This window comes from Bacillus licheniformis DSM 13 = ATCC 14580 (assembly GCF_000011645.1).
GTDB lineage: Bacteria > Bacillota > Bacilli > Bacillales > Bacillaceae > Bacillus > Bacillus licheniformis.
The window spans coordinates 3,395,835-3,416,385 of record NC_006270.3 but is presented as its reverse complement, the minus strand read 5'-3'; the positions used below and the strand labels follow the sequence as shown (position 1 = coordinate 3,416,385).

General features: G+C 49.6%; 18 protein-coding genes and 2 pseudogenes. 14 read left to right on the top strand and 6 right to left on the bottom strand.

What is annotated here, in order from left to right:
• The first annotated feature begins 176 nt into the window (after window positions 1–176).
• The 3 genes and pseudogenes from TRNA_RS39080 (at window position 177) to TRNA_RS39070 (ending at window position 2,422) form a co-directional block, all read left to right on the top strand.
• A pseudogene (locus TRNA_RS39080) lies at window positions 177–1,354 on the top strand (amidase).
• A gap of 122 nt (window positions 1,355–1,476) precedes the next feature.
• Window positions 1,477–1,950 carry a MarR family transcriptional regulator gene (locus TRNA_RS39075; RefSeq protein ID WP_003185275.1) on the top strand — a complete coding sequence of 158 codons (474 nt, stop codon included), beginning with the start codon at window positions 1,477–1,479 and terminating at the stop codon, window positions 1,948–1,950.
• Window positions 1,951–1,966: 16 nt separating this feature from the next.
• On the top strand, window positions 1,967–2,422 hold the full coding sequence (locus TRNA_RS39070) for a nuclear transport factor 2 family protein (protein WP_003185273.1): 456 nt from the start codon (window positions 1,967–1,969) through the stop codon (window positions 2,420–2,422).
• On the opposite strand, the gene TRNA_RS39065 is transcribed toward TRNA_RS39070, so the two are convergent.
• Both TRNA_RS39065 and TRNA_RS39060 read right to left on the bottom strand, forming a co-directional pair.
• On the bottom strand, window positions 2,419–3,639 hold the full coding sequence (locus tag TRNA_RS39065; protein ID WP_003185271.1) for a cytochrome P450, cyclodipeptide synthase-associated: 1,221 nt from the start codon (window positions 3,637–3,639) through the stop codon (window positions 2,419–2,421). The genes TRNA_RS39070 and TRNA_RS39065 overlap by 4 nt on opposite strands.
• Complete coding sequence (locus TRNA_RS39060; RefSeq protein WP_009329597.1) at window positions 3,636–4,385, bottom strand: tRNA-dependent cyclodipeptide synthase; 750 nt, start codon at window positions 4,383–4,385, stop codon at window positions 3,636–3,638. The genes TRNA_RS39065 and TRNA_RS39060 overlap by 4 nt, the downstream gene beginning before the upstream one ends.
• A 535-nt stretch (window positions 4,386–4,920) precedes the next feature.
• Here TRNA_RS39060 and TRNA_RS39055 point away from each other — a divergent pair.
• On the top strand, window positions 4,921–6,147 hold the full coding sequence (locus tag TRNA_RS39055) for an MFS transporter (protein ID WP_003185267.1): 1,227 nt from the start codon (window positions 4,921–4,923) through the stop codon (window positions 6,145–6,147).
• Window positions 6,148–6,164: 17 nt separating this feature from the next.
• On the opposite strand, the pseudogene TRNA_RS39050 reads toward TRNA_RS39055, so the two are convergent.
• Window positions 6,165–7,369, bottom strand: a pseudogene (locus tag TRNA_RS39050) (MFS transporter).
• Window positions 7,370–7,730: 361 nt separating this feature from the next.
• On the opposite strand from TRNA_RS39050, the gene TRNA_RS39045 reads away from it, so the two are divergent.
• From TRNA_RS39045 to TRNA_RS43950, 10 genes are all read left to right on the top strand, one after another.
• Entirely contained in the window at window positions 7,731–9,800 is a 2,070-nt protein-coding gene (locus tag TRNA_RS39045; RefSeq protein ID WP_003185264.1) for a bifunctional rhamnulose-1-phosphate aldolase/short-chain dehydrogenase, read from the top strand.
• 54 nt (window positions 9,801–9,854) lie between these two features.
• Window positions 9,855–10,244, top strand: a complete 390-nt coding sequence (locus tag TRNA_RS39040; RefSeq protein WP_003185262.1) for a sensory rhodopsin transducer — start codon at window positions 9,855–9,857, stop codon at window positions 10,242–10,244.
• Entirely contained in the window at window positions 10,237–11,457 is a 1,221-nt protein-coding gene (gene rhaI / locus TRNA_RS39035; protein WP_025806052.1) for an L-rhamnose isomerase, read from the top strand. Before TRNA_RS39040 ends, rhaI begins: the two co-directional genes overlap by 8 nt.
• Window positions 11,454–12,935, top strand: coding sequence for a rhamnulokinase (locus tag TRNA_RS39030; RefSeq protein ID WP_003185259.1), 1,482 nt, complete (start codon window positions 11,454–11,456; stop codon window positions 12,933–12,935). The genes rhaI and TRNA_RS39030 overlap by 4 nt, the downstream gene beginning before the upstream one ends.
• A gap of 79 nt (window positions 12,936–13,014) precedes the next feature.
• Window positions 13,015–13,776, top strand: a complete 762-nt coding sequence (locus TRNA_RS39025; RefSeq protein WP_003185257.1) for a DeoR/GlpR family DNA-binding transcription regulator — start codon at window positions 13,015–13,017, stop codon at window positions 13,774–13,776.
• A gap of 85 nt (window positions 13,777–13,861) precedes the next feature.
• Window positions 13,862–14,413 (top strand): DJ-1/PfpI family protein, encoded by a 552-nt coding sequence (locus tag TRNA_RS39020; RefSeq protein WP_003185255.1) that lies wholly within the window; start codon window positions 13,862–13,864, stop codon window positions 14,411–14,413.
• Window positions 14,414–14,536: 123 nt separating this feature from the next.
• On the top strand, window positions 14,537–14,839 hold the full coding sequence (gene csoR / locus TRNA_RS39015; protein WP_003185252.1) for a copper-sensing transcriptional repressor CsoR: 303 nt from the start codon (window positions 14,537–14,539) through the stop codon (window positions 14,837–14,839).
• A gap of 94 nt (window positions 14,840–14,933) precedes the next feature.
• The gene (copZ, locus tag TRNA_RS39010) at window positions 14,934–15,143 is read left to right on the top strand and encodes a copper chaperone CopZ (protein WP_003185250.1); all 210 of its coding nucleotides are present in this window, start codon (window positions 14,934–14,936) and stop codon (window positions 15,141–15,143) included.
• Between the two features lie 36 nt (window positions 15,144–15,179).
• Window positions 15,180–17,615, top strand: coding sequence for a heavy metal translocating P-type ATPase (locus TRNA_RS39005; protein WP_003185248.1), 2,436 nt, complete (start codon window positions 15,180–15,182; stop codon window positions 17,613–17,615).
• Window positions 17,612–17,761 carry a hypothetical protein gene (locus tag TRNA_RS43950; protein ID WP_003185246.1) on the top strand — a complete coding sequence of 50 codons (150 nt, stop codon included), beginning with the start codon at window positions 17,612–17,614 and terminating at the stop codon, window positions 17,759–17,761. The genes TRNA_RS39005 and TRNA_RS43950 overlap by 4 nt, the downstream gene beginning before the upstream one ends.
• A 44-nt stretch (window positions 17,762–17,805) precedes the next feature.
• On the opposite strand, the gene TRNA_RS39000 is transcribed toward TRNA_RS43950, so the two are convergent.
• The 3 genes from TRNA_RS39000 to TRNA_RS38990 are packed head-to-tail and all read right to left on the bottom strand — an operon-like array spanning window position 17,806 to window position 20,548.
• The gene (locus TRNA_RS39000) at window positions 17,806–18,657 is read right to left on the bottom strand and encodes a tagatose bisphosphate family class II aldolase (RefSeq protein WP_003185244.1); all 852 of its coding nucleotides are present in this window, start codon (window positions 18,655–18,657) and stop codon (window positions 17,806–17,808) included.
• Window positions 18,658–18,682: 25 nt separating this feature from the next.
• Window positions 18,683–19,141 (bottom strand): PTS sugar transporter subunit IIA, encoded by a 459-nt coding sequence (locus TRNA_RS38995; protein ID WP_003185242.1) that lies wholly within the window; start codon window positions 19,139–19,141, stop codon window positions 18,683–18,685.
• A 6-nt stretch (window positions 19,142–19,147) separates the two neighbouring features.
• On the bottom strand, window positions 19,148–20,548 hold the full coding sequence (locus TRNA_RS38990) for a PTS fructose transporter subunit IIC (protein ID WP_003185239.1): 1,401 nt from the start codon (window positions 20,546–20,548) through the stop codon (window positions 19,148–19,150).
• Window positions 20,549–20,551: the final 3 nt, after the last annotated feature.

Sequence of the window (20,551 nt, the reverse complement as noted above, 5' to 3'; positions counted from 1 at the left end):
CCCATGTTTGTTTTTAATATGTAATCAACACCCCTTTATTTTACCCTGTTTGCCTATAGGAACAAACCTAAAGGCCTTTTTAAATTAGGGAACGGAAGATTTTGTCACAACTTTGTTCATTTTGAAGAGGCGTCCGGTTATCGTTAGAAGCAAAAGTTGATGGAGGGATTTTGAAAATGGAGCATGATTGGAGCGCTTTTATAAACCGGGATCTGATGGTCGATCCGCCATCGGCTGAAGGAAGCTTGAAAAAACTTTCGTTTGCGGTAAAGGATGTGTTTGCTGTAGAGGGCCATGCTAATGCGGCGGGAAACCCTGATTGGCTGAGGACGCACGAACCTGCCGAAAAAAACGCGGAAGCCGTTGACTTGCTGCTGCGGGAAGGTGCAAGGCTTAAGGGTGCTGCGCACACAGATGAGCTGATGTACAGCCTCGACGGAGAAAATGTCCATTATGGTACACCCGTCAATCCTTGTGCCATGGACAAAATTCCGGGAGGGTCTTCAAGCGGATCGGCTGTGGCGGCAGCCTCTGGGATGACCGATTTCGCTCTCGGGACAGACACCGGGGGATCTGTCAGAATCCCTTCTTCATACTGCGGAATTTTCGGGTTTCGGCCGACGCACGGCGAGGTGTCGGTTGATGGTGTCATACCGCTGGCAAAGAGTTTTGACACCGTCGGATGGATGTCAAAAGATATTGGAGTCCTTCATGCGGCGGGCCGCGTCCTGCTTAGCGGGCAGGAGGAGGCAGGGGCATGTTCAACCGGGTTTATTTTGAAAAAGAGGCGTGGAGCCTGCTTGAAGAAAGCGACCGGACACAAGTATACGCTTATGCATTAGGCCTGATTGACGGCGAATTCGACTGGTGCGTTGCCGCTGACGGCGGCCTCGCGGAATGGGCGGAGACGTTCAGGGTGCTGCAGGGACTGGAGATTTGGGAGGAGCACGGAGCTAGGATCGAGCGCACAAATCCGGTGTTCGGCCCTGGAATCGCAGAAAGGTTTGAATGGGCGTCAAGCCTTGTGATAAGCGATCATGTGCAAGCGTTTATGAAAAGAGAGGCGGTGAGAAAAAGACTGTCGGAATGGCTCGGAGAAGACGGCTTGCTCGTTATTCCGACTGCCCCCGGCCCGCCGCCGCTCCGTGGTCTGCCGGAAAACGAATTAAATGAGAGAAGGGCGCGCACGATGAAACTGACGTGTATTGCCGGGCTCGGCGGGCTTCCGCAGATCACCGTCCCGTTGCCGGCAAAAAACGGCGAGCCTTTGGGGCTTTCATTTATCGCCGGCTGCAAACAGGATCTGAAGCTTCTGGCTTGGACTGAAAAGCACGTGCTATCTCCTCAAGTATGAGGGCAAGCATATGCTGCGGATCTTTCTGCATCATATGCTTTTTTTTGCTTGCTTTAATTATTGTTAACTGGTAAACTATTTAATAGTTAACCGGTTAATGATTGTGAAAAGGAATGATGACAGTGGAAAACAAGACGTATGAGCAGGCATTTCAAGCCGTTCAGGATTTTATTCTCAAAAGAGAAAAGCGGGCTCAGCATGAACAGCAGGCGTTCGCAGAGGAAGCCTTTCAAGAAGAAGAAAGCATGCGTAAGCATTGGACCCTGACCCAGCTTCACATTATCTCGCTTATCAGCGAAAGCGAAGCAGACGTCAACAACGCTTTCCTGGCAGCAAAACTCCAAATTTCAAAAGCGGCAGTGACAAAAGCGGTCAATGTGCTCACAAAGCACGGAATGATCGAATCGCACAAAAAACCGAACAACAACAAAGAATTGTATTACACATTAACCGATGAGGGGAAAAAACTGGCCGACATTCATGACAGGATGCATGAAATTGCAAAACAGCGCTACATCGAGCTGTTTGATCGGTTTTCCGAATCCGAGCTGCAAACCGTCATCCGCTTTTTAAACGAATGGTCAAAACACATTTAATCAAGAGGAGCAGCGAATGAATAAAAGTGAAGCCCAACAGTTTTTAAGCAACATGTATCAGGACATCGTGTCGGAAATGAATACTGAAAAAATTGCCGATTATTTCAGCGAGGATTATGTTCAAGTCACGGACGGCAGTCACATTGACCTTGTGCAGTTTAAAGATCACATACGGACGCTGAAAAACGTTGCACGCACCATAACGGTGTCGCCCTTTCATGAATTTTTGTTTGACGAGCGCCTCGAAAGCGCAGCAGTCAGATATACGGTCAAGGTTGTCAAAAAGAATGGAGACCGGGGGAGAATTGATATCATCGCGATTTTTAAAATGAACGGTTTTAAAATCGTTCAATGTCACGAGCTTTCACACGCGAGCGAAGGTACGAAGGGTATTGAAGAGCTGGCGAAGATCAGTGAGGCAGCAATTGAAAAAGCCTCCTCCCGGGAGGAGAAGGCTTTTTCACAAGATTAATGTTTGGCATCAAACCGGATGTTGAGCGAGACGGGTCCGCGTGTGTAAAGCCCTGTCTCGCGGTAAATGAAGTCTTCCTCCAGCCGGATATTTTTCAGCTGATCAAGGACGATATTTGCGACAAGCTCGATTTCGGTCTTCGCAAACCCCGCTCCTACACAGTTGTGGACGCCTGAACCGAATGCGAGATGCCTGGCTGCGCCGCTGAATGCGCTTTTGACTTCCAGGTCGCTGCGGTGAATGTTGAACTTGTCGGGATCCTCGAACGCTTCAGGATCGCGATTTGCCGCGCCTATCATGCAAAATACAGTCGTCCCTTCTTTTAGCTCGACTCCGCCAATCTCCGCGTCTTGTGAAAGCTGGCGCGGGATGAGCTGCACCGGCGGCTTGTAGCGCAGCGTCTCTGCGATTGCCTGAGGGAGAAGCGTGCGGTCTTCCAGCACATCATTCATCTGATCGGGATGATGAAGCAAATGATAAATCATTAATGCGAGCGTCTTGTCCGCCGGTTCTGTGGCGGCAAGCAATATATTGAGAATCAGCGCGCGTATGTCCCGGTCAGACATCGCCACTCCCTCGTATTCGGAAGTGCAAAGGATGGATATTAAATCATGTCCGGGATTTTTGCGCCTTTCCTCGATAATCGGATTCAAATACTCAGCGAGCTGTTCACTGCATTTGAGGGAATGCTCCCGGTCCTCAGGCGCCTGATTCAAACTGGTAATGAAATCGGCGACGCCGCTGTGCCAGTTTCTCACCGTTTGGTGGTCGTTCTTGTCCAAACCTAAAATGTCCATCGTCACGCAAACGGCGAATGTTTTGCCGAAATCATTGACAAGGTCGATCCGCCCTTTCTCCACGTGCGGGGCCAAAAGCCTTTGTGCATTTTCTTTGATGAGCGGTGTGAGGTGATCAAGGGATTCCCCGATAAAGCGGCGCAGAACGATTCTCCTTTTTGCCGTGTGCTCTTTGCCTTTCATTTGGGCGAGCACAGGTCCGCGCATGACGGGCTCGGCCCGTTTGGCAAGCGATTTCGTTGTAAAGACGTCCTGATTCTGGAGCACGCGGCGCACATCCTGGTAGCGGCTGATAAAATAGCTGTCCAGCGATTCTTCATAATGGACGGGATCAGATTCCCGAAGGTATGAGAAATACTGATACGGATTTTCGTGATATTGTTCTGACAACACGCTGAATGTTTTTAGCGATTGATTCATACTCGTTCCTCCTGCATGCTTTTAGATTCCACCCTTTCGTCCGCTTCGGAAACCATGAGATATCCTTGATTCGGCCGCATTTTGACGGCAAATTCATTACGGGAGATCTGTTCGCCGAGCTTCCATGGCCGGTGATAAGCAAGAAGCGTCTCTTCGACGCCTAAAATATCAGGGGCGGCGATGAAAAACGGAAGTTCAGCGATGACGTATTCAACAGCCAGCTCCAGCATGTCTGCGCTGACTTCCACGACATCCATCCGAGTGCCCCGGGCCCGTCCGAGGATAGCCGCATGCGACATCTCCAGGCAGGCATTGCGAAAATGCGTCTGGTCGAAAAAGGCAGCTTCGACTTCCATCCGCAAATTCCGGTATGCGGTCTGGTTCGCGAAATCGGAAAATGTATGGATGTCCTCGGGATTTCCGCCATGCGCTTCCAACGCCTTTTCAGCGAATCTCCGGTTCCGCGAGACTTCTTTCCTGACTTTCCGTTCGGCCTTCCCATGTGGGGTGCCGAGCGCTTCGAGAAGGTTGGCAGCTTCCTTTCCCGCCAAAAGCACGGATACACTCTGAAACTCACGGACGGCCCAGGCGATAAGCCGATGAATATAATCTTCGGAAAATCGGCTGTTAAACGGGCTGATGCCGACGAGAACATGGCGTCTGCGTTTTAATATTTCATTGCAGTTTTGGGTAAGAGTTTCGGTTTTGAATAGCTGGTGTTTGCTCTCCATTATAAGCTCTGTCATTGATTTCCTCCTTAACGGACATAGAGTGACTTCATTTGCAATCAATGATGGATACGTGCGGCTTATCGAGCTGGGAATAGGCTGGTCTCACTTCGTGATGAATCGAGAAGAATACAGCGATGATGCGGGTCATGATGAAGAGGTGTGGCATTTGTTCAATTGTTAAAGCAGGGCAAGGGTTTGTACTCAAAATCAGGCAAGTTACAGCATAAAAGTTTACTAGTAAACAATAGTCATTTTATCCCTATCTTTTCCAACTGTCAACACAATTCAAATTCAAAATATGAAAATATTCGTAACTTTTTTTGTGAATCTGAGGAATTGTAATCAGAATGGAAAGGATAAAAACCTTTATTTAAGGCGTTTTTTGAGTCAAGGAACTCGATAAGTAAAAAATATGTAAAAAACTTCAAATCTCAATAAGAAATGTTCGTTGACAATGATAAAGGGGTCATCTACAATTAATATTGTTAACCAGTAAACGATATTAGGTAAATTGTTAACGAATAAACAAAAACAAGGCAGGCGGTTTGAAATGAGACCAATGAAATCAAATGCTTCTTTCATTATGTATTTTGTGTGTATCAGCGCTTTTTTCGCATCGTTGAATCAAAATATTTATTCACCTATCATTCCTTTAATCAGAGACTCGTTTCACGTTTCTGTTTCGATGGTAAACCTGTCCGTCTCGCTGTTCATCTTCATTACAGCTGCGATGCAGATCATTGTCGGCTCGATTGTTGATTTTAAAGGAGCGAGATTTGTAATGATGGCGAGCATGATCGTAACGGTCATCGCCACAATCGGCTGCGCAGCCTCCCGGGACTTTGGCCTGTTTCTTTTTTTCAGGGTGCTGCAGGCTTTGGGGACTGCTGCGCTTCCATTAATTGCGGCAACCACAATCGGATCTCTGTTTAAGGGAACGAAGCGGGGCAGTGCGATGGGAACTTATCAAATGCTGCTTTCCCTTGCACCGGCAGCGGCGCCTATTCTCGGCGGTTTTATCGGGGAGCGCTATAATTATCCGGGTATTTTTTGGTTTTTGACAGTATTGTCTGTTCTTTTGCTTTTCGGCAATTTGTTTTGCTTTCCGCGCAGCCATTCGGAGAAAAAGACCAATCTCAGCGCGGGCAGCCTGCTGTCGCATTATAAGGACATATTCAAAAACAGGGCGGGCAATGCCGTTTTAATATTAAGCTACCTTATTTTCTTTATTTATTTTTCAATGATCGTGTATTTGCCGATTTTGCTGACCGATCACTATCACCTTGATCTGCAGATCGTCGGCTTGCTGTATTTGCCGATAGCGGTCAGCACGATTGCCGGCAGCGTGCTGTTTAAGTGGATACAAAAGAGATTATCGCTCAGACGCCTGTTTTTGATCGGCAATCTGACCGCCGCAGGGAGCGTCGTCTGTTTTGCCTTTTCCCATTTGTTTTCGCTTTTCGCCATGTCGGCGGCTCTGGTTCTTTTCGGCGTTACGATGGGGCTGATTCCGCCGCTCTTCTCTACGATGATGGCGAATGAATTTGAGGAGAACCGCGGCAGTGCGATGGGCATGTTTAATTTTATCAGGTATACGGGAATGGCCTGCGGTCCTGTTATATCAGGCATGTTATTGGGGATGTCATCTTCTGTTTTCGTTTTCGGCTGTTTCGGTATCGTTTATGCCGCAGCCGCCCTTTTGATGACCGCGGTCATGCGGAAAGCAGCTCACACAAAGACGCTGCAAGAACCAAACAAAAAAGCTGCCAGGTCTTAAGCCGGGCAGCTTTTTGATTACAGGTCCGTTCCCCACATGTCTTCTTTCACTTGTCTTTTCTCAGACATATAGGCGAACATCGTAAGCGTCAGCCCGCACATGGTCATAAGCGCACCGCCTGTGGCAAGGTATGTGTAGACTCTGATGCATTAAGAATGAGTCCGCCGATCCAAGCCCCGAGCGCGTTGGCCAAGTTAAATGCAGCGATGCTGACGGAGGTGGCGATCGTTGTTCCGTGTTCAGACGCAGCCACGACCTTTGTTTGCAAAAGGGGCACCGTTCCGAACGCGAACGCGCCGGCTCCGAATAAAAACGTCACGATGATGGCGCCGGCAGGATGTCCGCTGACAAAAGGAAAGGCCGCAAGGATCGCCATGAGCGCGATCATCACCCCGATCATGGAGCGGGTTAACAGGTGAAACGGCACCTTTCCGGCGTAGAAATTGCCGACGACCCCGCCAAACCCGTAGGCGAAAAGGGCGGCTGTAATGCCGAGACTGTCGAAACCGGCAGAATGCCGCAGCATCGGTTCAATAAACGTGTAGGCGATGAATACGCCCGAATAGCCAAAGATCGTGATAGCAAAAGAAAAAAGGACTTGTTTATTTTTAAACACATCCCATTCATGGATCAATTTAGGGACAACTTTCGGTTTTCTGTGCGGCACCGTCAGCCAAATGCCGGCGAGGCCGATCAATCCGAGGCATGCGATCATCAGAAAAACGATCCGCCAGTTGAAAAGATCGCCTAAATAAGAACCAAACGGGACGCCGAGCATCAGGGCGATGGTCAAGCCGCCGTTCATTGAAGCGGCAGCGGCGGCCCGTTTTTCGGGCGGTGCCATTTCGCTGACGAACACCATTGTCGTTGCAAAAAATGCACCATGAATGGATGCGGATAGGATTCTTGAGACCAACAAAATGGTGAAGTTCGGCGCCAGGAAACTGAGCGCATTCGACAGTACAAACACACTCATCAAGCCGATCAATACCGGTTTGCGCGGCATTTTTACCGAAAATATGGTGACGATCGGCCCCGTCAGACAGACGCTTCCCGCATATGCCGTTACCAATAGGCCGGTAGACGAAATCGGAACAGAGAGATCCTTTGAAATGGAAGTCAATATACCCATAACGACGTACTCTGTAAAGCCGATGGAAAATGTACAAATCATAAAAATTGCGATGATCAGTTTGACTGGAGCGTGCAGTGTTTTTTTCATCCTGACCCCTCCTTTTAAAAAACATGAGTTTATATATTAAAAGATCAAAAGACGAATTTCAACCGTTTTTTGCGCATCAATATGTTCCCCCAAACGGTATGTCAGCGGCACAAAAAGCGCCGGCAACAAGATGCCAGCGCTTTCTTAAAACCTGACATTTTATTTTAAAATCAAAGATTAAACATTCCTACATTCTTAACCCCGACGGCCGCCTGCTGTTGGCGTTTTTTATTTATCGACTGATTGAAGAGATTCTGTCCTAAAATGGTTTCGGAAAAAAGCGCTTACAAAGAAAATCAAAATATGTTACTCTTAAAACAAACATATTCAAAAATAAACAAACAAAAACGGAGTGATACGCATGGTGAAATATTTATGGTCAGAGTCTGAGGCTGCATCGCTGCGTCCGGGTCTTGCCGAGCTCGTCTACCGTTCCAATCTGATCGGCGCTGACCGTTCGGTCTGCAACTGGGGCGGGGGAAACACATCGATGAAAACGACAGAAAAGGATTTCAGAGGCAGGGACATCGAGGTGATGTGGGTGAAAGGCAGCGGCTCGGACTTGGCGACGATGTCAGCGGGCCAATTTACCGGACTGAGGCTGGATGATATTCGTCCGCTGATGGAACGGAGCAGCATGACCGATGAAGAAATGACGGCATATTTGTCCCATTGCATGATGGACGGAAAGCATCCGCGGCCGTCGATCGAAACGCTTCTTCATGCTTTTTTGCCGTTTCCGCATGTCGATCACACCCACCCCGATGCAATCATCAGCATCTGCTGCTGCGATAATGGAAAAGAGATCGCAGAGGAGATATACGGCAGCCGATTTGTATGGGTGCCTTATGTCAGACCGGGCTTTGCTTTATCGAAGATGATAGCAGAAGGTGTGAAAAACAACCCGAATGCAGAGCTTGTTTTAATGGAGAAGCACGGGCTCGTCACTTGGGGGGAAACGTCGAAAGAAAGCTATGATCAGACGATTGCCGTGATTCGCGAAGCGGAAGCATATATTAAAAGCCGTTCGGAAGATCATCAGCCGTTTGGCGGACAGATGGTCGAGCCGCTTGCACCGGAGGAGCGGAAACGGATTTTAGCCGATATCTTGCCGGTCATCCGCGGCGCTGTCAGCGGGGAAAAACGCATGCTCGTCACCTGGTGCGATGCTGACGATGTGCTCGAATTCGCGAACAGCAGGCGCGCACCGTCGCTTTCACAGGTCGGCGCCGCTTGTCCGGATCACCTCGTTCATACAAAGCGGGTGCCTGCCTATATTCCGTGGAATCCCGCTGAACAGGACACAGAAGCGCTGGTCGACCGGATCAAAACCGAGATTGCTGGATTTAAAGAGTCGTATGCCGCCTATTTTCAACGAAACCGGCACGAAGGAGACGAGATGTTTGAACCGGCGCCTCGCGTGATGCTGATCCCGGGAATCGGCATGGTGACAGCAGGGAAAAGCCTGGCGATGGCGAAGGTCAGCCGAGATTTATACCGCCGGGCGATTGCCGTCATGAAGGGAACGGAAGTCCTTGGAAACTTTGTATCTCTCAATGAGGAAGAATCCTACAATGTTGAATATTGGCCGCTTGAGCTTTATAAATTAACGCTTGCTCCGCCGGAAGCCGAATTTTCGCGCAAGATCGCATTTGTGACGGGGGGAGCGGGCGGAATCGGCAGCGAGGCCTGCCGCCGCCTTGCTCTAGAAGGCGCGCATGTTGTGGTCGCTGACATTAATATTGAAGGCGCAGAAAAAACAGCGGCCGAGATTAATGATCAATACGGTGCAGAACGAGCTTACGCCGTCCGCATGGATGTGACGAAAGAAGAGGAGGTTCAGACGGCCTTCGAGGAAATCGCCCTCAAATACGGCGGGATTGACATCCTTGTCAACAATGCGGGCCTTGCGACATCAAGCCCGCTTGATGAAACGACGCTCGAAGAATGGAACCTGAATATGAATGTACTCGGAACAGGATATTTCCTCGTGGCCAGAGAAGCTTTTAAGCAAATGAAAAAACAAGGTTCAGGCGGCAGCATGGTGTTTGTCGGTTCGAAAAATTCCGTTTATGCAGGCAAAAACGCATCAGCATACAGCTCTGCAAAAGCGCTTGAGGTTCATTTGGCGAGATGCATCGCGGCTGAAGGCGGACCGTACGGAATCCGTGCGAATTCAGTTCTTCCGGATGCGGTGCTTCAAGGGTCGGCCATCTGGGACTCCAAATGGCGCGAAGAAAGAGCCGCCGCCTACGGGATTGAACCCGACCGGCTTGAAGAGCATTACCGCAAACGTACGGCTCTTTCCGTCAACATTTATCCCGCCGACATTGCCGAGGCGATCGCTTATTTCGCTTCAGAAAAAACGGCAAAAACGACGGGATGCATGCTGACGGTTGACGGGGGAGTGCCGGCCGCATTTTCAAGGTAATTGATAAGGAGCGGCTTCGGCCGCCCTTTCAGAATACAAAGGGGGAAAAGGGAGATGAAGGGCGAGACCCATTGGATCATACCGGACGGTTTTATTCCTCCGGAAAGTTCCGGAAGCTTGACGAGCCATGAAGCCATTTGTGTTTTAAATTGCCATGAAGAAAACGCAAACCTTGCGATCACCGTATACTTCGAAGACCGTCCGCCGCTCGAAGGCATTTCCGAGACGGTTCATGGCAAGAGAACGAAGCATATCCGCACAAGTTCTTTGCACCGATCAGGAGAACGCATTCCTGAAAATGTTCCTTATGCGATCGAGATCGCAAGCGATGTACCTGTGATCGTCCAGTACAGCCGGCTGGACACGACCCAGCCGGAACTTGCGTTAATGTCAACCATGGCATATCCGTTAAAAACAAGGGGGATGGGCGTACATGATGAATGACCGGGCCTACGCTTTATTTGAAGAACAGCAGAAAGACAGGGGAATCAGCCTTTCTGAAGCAAAGGAAAAATTGAAAGCGCTTAAAATCGAGACGCCTTCATGGGGATACGGGGACTCGGGCACGCGCTTCAAAGTGTTTCAGCAAGAGGGTGTGCCAAGAGATCCGTTTGAAAAAATGGAAGATGCATCAGTCGTTCACAAATTAACCGGAATTTGTCCTTCCGTCGCCATCCATATTCCTTGGGATCGAGTTGATGATTACGGAAAGCTGAAAGCGCACGCCGAGCAGCTTGGCCTTGCTATCGGCGCCGTGAATCCGAACTTGTTCCAGGACGATGACTACAAATTCGGCAGCGTCACAAACGTGAAAGCGGCCATTCGCCAAAAAGCGACTGAGCAATTGCTCGAATGCGTCGATATTGCAAAACAAACAGGCTCCAAGGAAATCAGCCTCTGGCTTGCCGACGGAACCAACTATCCCGGTCAGGGCGACATCAGAAAACGGAAAAACTGGATGTATGAGTGTCTGGCTGAAGTTTACGAAGCTCTTGACGATGATATGCGGCTCTTGATTGAATACAAATTTTTTGAGCCGGCTTTTTATCATACCGATCTGGCGGATTGGGGCATGGCTTACAATTTGGCGCAAAAGCTCGGCCCGAAGGCTGAGGTGCTCGTCGACACCGGCCACCATGCCCAGGGGACGAACATCGAGCACATTGTCGCTTATTTGCTTGACGAAAAACGTCTCGGAGGCTTTCATTTCAACAGCCGCAAATACGCTGATGACGATTTGATCGCGGGCGCTCACAACCCGTACGAACTGTTTCTCATTTTTTCTCAAATTTTGGACGCCTGCCGTGATTCTGACCCGAACGTCCGGAAGACGGCCGAACATATTTCGTATATGCTTGATCAATGCCATAATCTTGAACCGAAAATACCCGCTGTGCTGCGCTCGGTCATGAATGTGCAGACTCAATTTGCAAAAGCGCTTTTGATCAACTTCGATGAAGTGAAGAAAGCGCAGGAAGATCATGACGTGCTTGCCGCAGAGGCTGCGATCCGCGAGGCATTTGAAATCGACGTCAAGCCGCTCCTCTGCGCCGTGCGGGAGGAAATGAACGTTCCGCCTGATCCGCTCAAGGCTTATGCGGAAAGCGGATATGCGGAAAAAATCCTGGCACGCGGGAAAGGCGGTGCAAGCTGGTGACGATTCTCGCCTTTGATCTTGGTGCGTCGAGCGGCAGAGCTTATGCAGGTCATGTGGACGGCGGTCTGATCAAAGCGGAGGAAATTCACCGTTTTCCAAATCAGCCCGTTCAGGCGGGAAAACACCTTTATTGGGACATTCTCAGGCTTTATCATGAAATTAAACAGGGCATTTTAAAGGCGAAAAACGGCTGTGGACGAATCAGCTGCATCGGAATCGATTCATGGGCGGTTGACGTCGGTTTTCTCGATCGGAACGGAGAGCTGATGGGGAACCCTTATCATTACCGCGACCCTTACACGGACGGAATAATGACGGAGGTGTTGAATGAAATCGGAAAAGAAGAGCTGTTTTCCAGAACCGGTATTCAGCTTTTGCCGTTCAACACCATCTTTCAGCTCCGGGCGCTGAAAAAAGCGAATTCTCCGCTGTTGGATTACGCGGACACACTATTAATGATTCCTGATTTGCTGCGCTATTTTTTAACGGGCGAGAAAAAAAGCGAATTTACAAATGCGACGACAACCCAGCTGTTCAACCCGAAAACGTCTGACTGGGATTGGGAGCTCATCAGCCTTCTGGGGATCCCGGCCAAGATTTTTCCAAAAGATATAGCAAAGCCCGGAAGCGAAGCGGGGAGGCTGTCGCAATCAGTGTGCGGCGAATTGTCTGTGCCCGCCGTACCGGTGATTGCCGTCGGCGAACATGACACGGCTTCTGCAGTTGTCGGCATCCCCGCTGAAACGGATGACTTTGCATATTTGATTTGCGGCACCTGGTCGCTGATCGGAACCGAACTTGACGCTCCGCTGATGACAAAACAGGCGCTCGATTGGAATTTTACAAATGAGGGCGGTGCCGGCGGCACATTCCGTTTTTTAAAAAACATTATGGGATTGTGGCTGTTCCAGCGCTGTCAGGCGGATTGGGAAAAAGATGGGATCAGCTATTCGAGCGCCGAGCTTGTCAAACTTGCCGGACAGTCAGAAGCATTCAGGTCGGCGGTTGACCCGGATGACCCGGTGTTTCTCAATCCCGTCCATATGCCTGAGGCGATCAGAGAGTACTGCCGTGCAGCAGGGCAGCACGTGCCGGAAACGCCCGGACAGATCATCCGCTGCGTGCTGGAAAGCCTTGCGTTTAAATACCGGTTCACCTTTGAACGGATTGAAACCTTGACAGGAAAAGAATATGACGGACTTCACATGGCGGGCGGAGGGATTCGAAATGAACTGCTCTGCCAATACACGGCGAATGTACTGTCCAGAAATGTATGGGCTGGACCGTCAGAGGCAAGCGCCATCGGCAACATTGCCGTACAGGCCGTCGCGCTCGACATGTTTTGGGATATTCAGAGCGCCCGGAAAGCGATCAAGGCTTCCTTTCCTCAAAAAACGTATGTACCGGAAGATACAGAAGCGTGGGAGCGGGCATACCGCCGCTATACAAGTCAGATTCTCGGCGCCGCTTCCCGCTGAAAACCTTTCCTGTATCGGAGCCGATGCGCTATCATGAATGTAACAGTGACTTTTACCAAAAAAGGAAGGAAGTAAACGGATGCTTGTAGCTGAAAGACACCAAAAAATCGTCGAGCTTGTCAATCTGCGCTCGAGCGTACGCGTCACAGAACTGAGCGAGCTTTTTTCCGTCACGGAAGAAACGATCAGGCGCGATTTGGAAAAGCTTGAGAAGGAAAATAAGCTGAAAAGAAGCCATGGCGGCGCAGTCAGCGTGCAGACTGAAGAAAGAGAGGTGCATTTTCGCGAGCGCGAAATTACAAACGTAAACGAAAAAAAGATGATTGCATTTGAAGCCGTCAAGCATGTGAAAAGCGGGGAACGGATTATTCTTGATGCAAGCACGACGGCATGGTACATGGCAAAAGCGCTTGAAAACATCCCGCTGACCGTCATTACGAATTCAGTCAGAGTCGCGATTGAACTCAGCAAAAAAGAAAAGGTGACGGTCATTTCAACCGGCGGGATGCTGCTGCCGCAATCGATGTCATATGTCGGCCCTTTGGCTGAGCGCTCCCTTGACATGTATCACGTCAACAAAACATTTCTGTCTTGCAAAGGCGTCGACCCTGCGAGCGGCTTGAGCGATTCAAACGAAATGCAGGCGCTGTTGAAAAAACGAATGATCGAAATTGCGGACGAAACGATTTTGATGGCGGACAGCAGCAAATTCGGAACCCGTGCTTTCTCGCAAATCGACCGCCTTCATGACCGATACAGGGTCATCACAGATTCAGGAATTGACAAAGCAAATCTTGCCCGCTTGAAAGACATAACAGAGAACATCACGATCGTCGGCTGAAACAAAACTTCTCAAGCACTTGATTTTAAAAACAGGCGCAAATGGGATAAAATAGAAGAGTAAAAAAGGAAAGGAGATGTTTTTGATGGCGAAAAAGATTTTAATCGTAACGGGCGATGCAGTTGAAGCGCTGGAAGTGTATTACCCTTATTACCGCTGTCTTGAAGAGGGCTATGAAACGACGATTGCCGCACCGAAAAAGAAAAAGATTCATACGGTTGTTCATGACTTCCTGGATTGGGATACATACACCGAAAAGCCGGGCTATTTAATTGACGCGCATGCTTCATTTGATGAGATTGACCCGTCCGAATACGACGGCATCATCATTCCTGGCGGACGCGCACCGGAATTTATCCGGATGTACGATTCCCTGCTGAAAATCGTTGCTCATTTCTTTGAGGAAAATAAACCGGTCGGCGCGATTTGTCATGCGAGCCTGATTTTCACAAGCCTGAGAGAACATCTGAAAGGCCGGGAGCTGACGGCTTACATCGCCTGCAAACCGGAAGTCGAAGCCGCGGGCGCGACTTATGTCGAGGAGAAGCTTCATGTGGACGCCAACCTGGTCTCAGGTCATGACTGGTCCAATCTGCCGGAGTTTATGAGAGAATTTTTTAAAGCGTTAAACAAATAATATGCAGGGATGACCCCGCAGCAGTTCGGGGTTGTCTCTTTTTTTAGACATGTTCCGCTTCGCATTTTATAATGGTACCAATGGGGATCTTGGACAAAATATAAAGGAAAGAGAGGTGTTCCGATGGCAGATCATCATGAACACGCGTTAAATCCCAAAAGCTCTAAAGGAAAAGAACAAATCACAAACCGCTTAAAGCGGATTGAAGGACAGGTCAGAGGCATTCAAAAGATGATTGAAAATGACCGCTACTGCGTCGATATTCTCGTTCAAATCTCAGCTGTGCAAGCCGCGATGCAAAAGGTTGCTTTCAGCCTGCTTGAGGATCATACCCACCATTGCGTCGCAAACGCGATTAAAAGCGGTGAGGGAGAAGAAGCCATCGAGGAACTGCTTGATGTGTTTAAACGGTTTTCAAAATCATGAACGAAAAAAGAGAAAATCGTTTTCTTGAAATACCCTACAGGGGTATGGTAATATAAAACCGATCAATATCATCAAACCACAGGAGGTTTTCAATATGGAACAAAAAACACTGAAAGTCGAAGGCATGTCTTGCAACCACTGTGTTCAGGCAGTAGAAGGAAACGTCGGAAAGCTTGGCGGAGTGGAGTCTGTCAAAGTGAATTTAAACGAGGGCAAAGTCGAAGTATCGTTTGATTCAGGCAAAGTCTCGCTGAAGGAGATCATCGATACGATCGAAGACCAGGGGTATGATGTTGCAGGCTGATGTATACCTACAAGGGGTATATAAGGAGTGAAGGATATGGACGGACAAAAAGAAGCCACCCTCCAAATCTCTGGCATGACCTGCGCCGCCTGTGCGGCGCGGATCGAGAAAGGGTTGAAAAGGCTTGACGGCGTTCAGGACGCAAATGTGAACTTGGCGCTGGAAAAATCAAAAATCGTTTATGATCCGGGGCAAATCGAAGTCGGACAGCTGGCTGAGAAAGTCGAATCGCTCGGCTATCAAGTTCCTGCGGAAAAAGCCGAATTTGCGGTTTCCGGCATGACGTGTGCGGCTTGCGCCAACCGGGTTGAAAAGCGCCTCAACAAGCTGTCTGGCGTCAAAAGCGCCGCCGTCAACTTTGCCATTGAGACTGCGACAGTCGACTATCATGCTGGCGCGGTTTCGCCGGAGGAGATGATCGAAGCCGTTGAAAAGCTCGGCTACAAGCTCGAGCTGAAAAAAGACCGAACTGCGGACGGTCGGGCGGAACAAAGAGAAAAAGATATTCAGCGTCAAACCGGCAAATTTATTTTTTCAGCCATTTTGTCTTTTCCGCTGCTCTGGGCAATGGTCAGCCATTTCAAATTCACGTCATTTATATGGCTGCCGGGGATGTTCATGGATCCCTGGGTTCAGTTCGCGTTGGCCACACCGGTTCAGTTTATCGTCGGGAAGCAGTTTTACACTGGGGCTTATAAAGCGCTGCGGAACAAAAGTGCCAACATGGATGTGCTGGTCGCTCTCGGCACGTCTGCCGCCTATTTCTACAGCTTGTATTTAAGCATTGAAAGCCTCGGTACAAACCGGCATCCGGACGGCCTTTACTATGAAACAAGCGCCATCCTCTTAACTTTGATCATTTTAGGAAAGCTGTTTGAAGCGAAAGCGAAAGGGCGTTCATCCGAAGCGATCAAAAAGCTGATGGGGCTGCAGGCAAAGACAGCGACCGTCGTCAGGAACGGCGAAGAGATGACCGTGCCGATTGAAAACGTTTTGGCAGGCGACATCATGTATGTGAAGCCCGGTGAAAAAGTACCGGCAGACGGGGAGATTGTCGAAGGTCGTTCAGCGCTGGATGAATCGATGATCACCGGTGAAAGCATCCCTGTTGACAAAACGGTTGGAGATCCGGTTATCGGCGCTACAATCAATAAAAATGGATTTTTAAAAGTCAGAGCAGAAAAAGTAGGCAAAGATACTGCGCTGGCGCAGATTATAAAAGTTGTGGAAGAGGCGCAAGGTTCAAAGGCGCCGATTCAACGGCTCGCAGACCGGATTTCCGGGGTTTTTGTGCCGATTGTCGTGGCGATCGCGGCCATCACATTTTTCATCTGGTATTTGGCGGTCAGCCCCGGCGAATTCGGCACGGCGCTGGAGAAGCTGATTGCGGTGCTTGTGATCGCATGTCCGTGTGCGCTCGGCTTGGCAACGCCGACATCGATCATGGCCGGATCTGGCCGCGCGGCTGAATTCGGAATCTTATTCAAAGGCGGCGAACATTTGGAGACGGCTCACCGCTTGGAGACGATCGTGCTTGACAAGACGGGGACGGTCACAAATGGGAAGCCTCAGCTGACAGATGTGCGCCCTGAACCATGGATCGATGAAACATCGTTTCTCAAGCTTATCGGTGCTGCAGAAAAAAGCTCTGAACACCCGCTTGCTGAAGCCATTGTCGAAGGCATCAAAGAGAAAGGGATAGAACCCGCCTCAGCAGACAGCTTTGAAGCGATACCCGGCTATGGTATCGAAGCCGCAGTCAATGAAAAGCGGATTTTGATCGGTACAAGACGTCTGATGGAAAACCGTGATATTGACATTCAAGATGCGAACGGCGAAATGGAAGAGCTCGAAACACAAGGAAAGACGGCGATGCTTGCCGCCGTCGACGGTCGGTTTGCCGGGCTGATCGCCGTCGCCGATACGATTAAAGACACGTCGAAGGCAGCGGTGAAAAGGCTGCATGATATGGGGCTGGAAGTCGTCATGATCACCGGGGACAATCGGCGGACGGCAGAAGCGATTGCTGCTGAAGCCGGCATTCACCACGTCATCGCCGAAGTTCTGCCGGAAGGAAAAGCGGATGAGGTGAAGAAAATCCAGGCAAAAGGCAAAAAAGTCGCGATGGTCGGCGACGGCATCAACGATGCGCCGGCATTGGCGGCGGCCGATACAGGTATGGCGATCGGAACAGGGACTGACGTCGCCATGGAAGCCGCCGACGTCACCTTGATCCGCGGCGATTTAAACAGCATCGCCGATGCGATCCTCATGAGCAGATTGACCATCAAAAACATTAAACAAAATCTTTTCTGGGCGTTTGCCTACAACAGCATCGGCATTCCGTTCGCGGCTGTCGGGCTTTTGGCTCCGTGGATCGCAGGTGCCGCGATGGCGTTCAGTTCGGTCTCAGTCGTTCTGAATGCACTCAGGCTGCAAAAGGTGAAGCTTGATTGGAGGAATCCGTCTTGAAGGATAAGACAGTGCTCGTTTGGACGGTTTCAGCGGTTGTTTATGTAGGAATTGTCATGCTTGTATACAGCATATTGGCCGGTCGGGAACCGATACCCGATGAAAAGCCCCATGACGGTCATGCTTTAGAAGAGCATGTCAAATGAATTGCTGAGAAAGCCGGATGTTAAAGAACATCCGGCTTTTTGTATTAGTATCTGTCATTGCTCATGCACATCAAAATCTTTTCTTGGACGATTTTTTTCATGGCTTCTTTGGCGGGGGCCATATATTTTCTTGGATCGCTTGCATCGGCGTGTTCATGCAAATATCGGCGCAGTTTATCTGAAAAAGGAATTTTTAATTCAGTCGCGATATTTACTTTTGCACAGCCTAGCTTGATGCACTTTCTAACATCTTGCTCTGAAATTCCTGAGGCGCCGTGCAGGACGAGCGGGACTGAAACCCGTTTTTGAATCGCGGCCAGCCTCTCAAAATCGATATTGGGCTCTTTTGAGTAAAGACCGTGGGCTGTACCGATTGCCACCGCCAGCGAATCGATTCCGGTTTTCTCGACGAACTCTTTTGCTGCATCCGGATCGGTATAATAAGCGTCGGCTTCATCCACGATCAAATCGTCTTCCTGTCCGCCGAGCCTTCCAAGCTCGGCTTCTACAGTGGCATCTTTTTGCCGGGCATATTGAACGACACTCGCCGTAATTGCGGTATTCTCGGCAAATGGATGGTGCGAAGCATCAATCATGACAGATTTCGTCCCCAATGATAAAGACTCGCGAATATCATCAATTTCTTCATGATGATCTAGATGGAGGGCGACCGGGATCGAGCAGCGCGCCGCGGCCGTTTCTGCAATGGCTTGAATATAGTCGCGCCCTGCATAGCTGAAGGTTCCTGGAGTAGCCGCAAGAATCACGGGGGACCTTAAGGCTTCAGCCGCTTCTGTCACGGCCTGCACGGTTTCAAGGTTATGAATGTTAAAGGCCGGCACCGCATAGCCGTTTGCCTGTGCGTCCAGCAGCATTTTTTTCGTATTTGTCAGCATATCGATTCCTTCTTTCTGATCAAAGTTAAGATAAATAGCTTGAGAAGGTGCTCAGAATGTCGTCAGGACTCGAGGCTTCAAGCAGCTGCTGCCTCGCATCTTCGTGAACAAGCATGCGAGACACCGATGATAATAGATTGAGATGTGTGCTGCCTGCCTCGGCATCGGGTATCAATAATGCAATGATGAACGTGACAGGCGTCTGATCAAGCGCGTTCCATTCGATTCCTGCCTTGTTTTGAATGATGATGACAGTTGCTTCTGTGATGTCCTTCAGTTTTGCATGGGGAATGGCGAAGCCGTCGATAAAGCCGGTCGTGCTTTCAGCCTCTCTTTGCGCCAATCCGTCAATGACCGCTTGTTTTGTTTTGGCTGCTCCTGATTCATATGCGATCTGAGCCAGCCGGTCAAAAGCTTCCGCTTGGGAAGATAGCGTTTCTTGTAGATAGATGTGCTCTTTTTTGATTAAAGCTGCTGTTTTCATGTTTGATCAGCCTTTCTCTTTTTCATATGTCCGTTTTTGGTAAAAGCCGTATAAGAAGGCACCGATAAGCGATCCGATGATAATCGACAGCACCCATTGAAAGGCTCCTGTTACAACGGGAAGTACAAGGAATCCGCCGTGCGGGGCAGGTACTTGAACTGCGAATGAATATGTTAATATTGCCGAAACCGAAGAGCCGATCATCAAAATCGGAATGACAGGGATTGGTTTCTTTGCGGCGAACGGGATAGCGCCTTCAGTAATATGAGTGGCGCCGAGAATAAAATTGACAAGTCCTGCATTTCGGTCCTGCTGGCTGAAATATTTGCGGAAAAGCAATGTGGCAAACGCAATAACGAGCGGCGGTGTGATGCACGCGGCGGAGACGCCTGCCATGAAATATTGGTTCCCTTCAGCGAGAAGAGCAGTACCGGTGACATAAGCGGCTTTATTGACCGGGCCGCCCATGTCAAATGCGCTCATACAGCCGATGATCAAGCCGAGAATGATTGGGTTCGCCCCTTGAAAGTCGGCTAAAAAGCCCTTCATCCCCTCATTAATGGCCGTCATCGGTTCGACGAGGAAAAACATGACCGCACCGATCAGAAAAATGCCGATAACCGGATAAAGAAAAATTGCTTTTAGTCCTTCAAGTGACTGAGGCATTTTTTTAAGTGCATGCGAGAGGCCGTAAATGATCAGTCCCGCCAAAAAACCGGATACGATGCCGCCCAGAAAACCCGCTCCGCCCGTGCTGGCGATCATGCCGCCGATAAAACCGACAATCAGGCCGGGGCGTTTTGCCATTGAATCGGCGATATAGGCGGATAAAATCGGAACCATCAGCTGGAATCCGAATGCGCCCGTTTTATTCAGCAATTCGGCAAAAGCGTTGTAGCTTGGATGTTCAGGATCCGCTGAATGGATGCCGAATAAAAAGGAAAGTGCAATCAAAACCCCTCCGCCGACGACAAATGGGAGCATGTGGGAAACCCCGTTCATCAAATGTTTATATATTTTACGGCCGATGGAAGCGGATTCGCCTGTTTTTGGTTCATCCTCTGTTTTTGCCGCAGTTTGTCCGCGGTAAATCGGCGCTTCGCCGTTCATCAGCGTCCGAATTAAAGATTCCGCATCCCGGATGCCCCGCGCAACCGGGACGTCAAGGACACGTTTGCCTGCAAAACGCTCTGCGCCTACATCTTTGTCTGCCGCGACAATGACCCCGTCGGCTTGTTTAATGTCCTCTGGCGATAGTTCGTTTTGAACGCCGATTTGCCCGTGTGTTTCGACTTTGATTTCCACACCCAGTTTGGCGGCAGCCTGTTTTAAGGCCTCTTCAGCCATAAATGTATGGGCAATCCCTGTTGGACAGCCGGTTGCCGCGATGATTTTGAACTTTTTCATAAG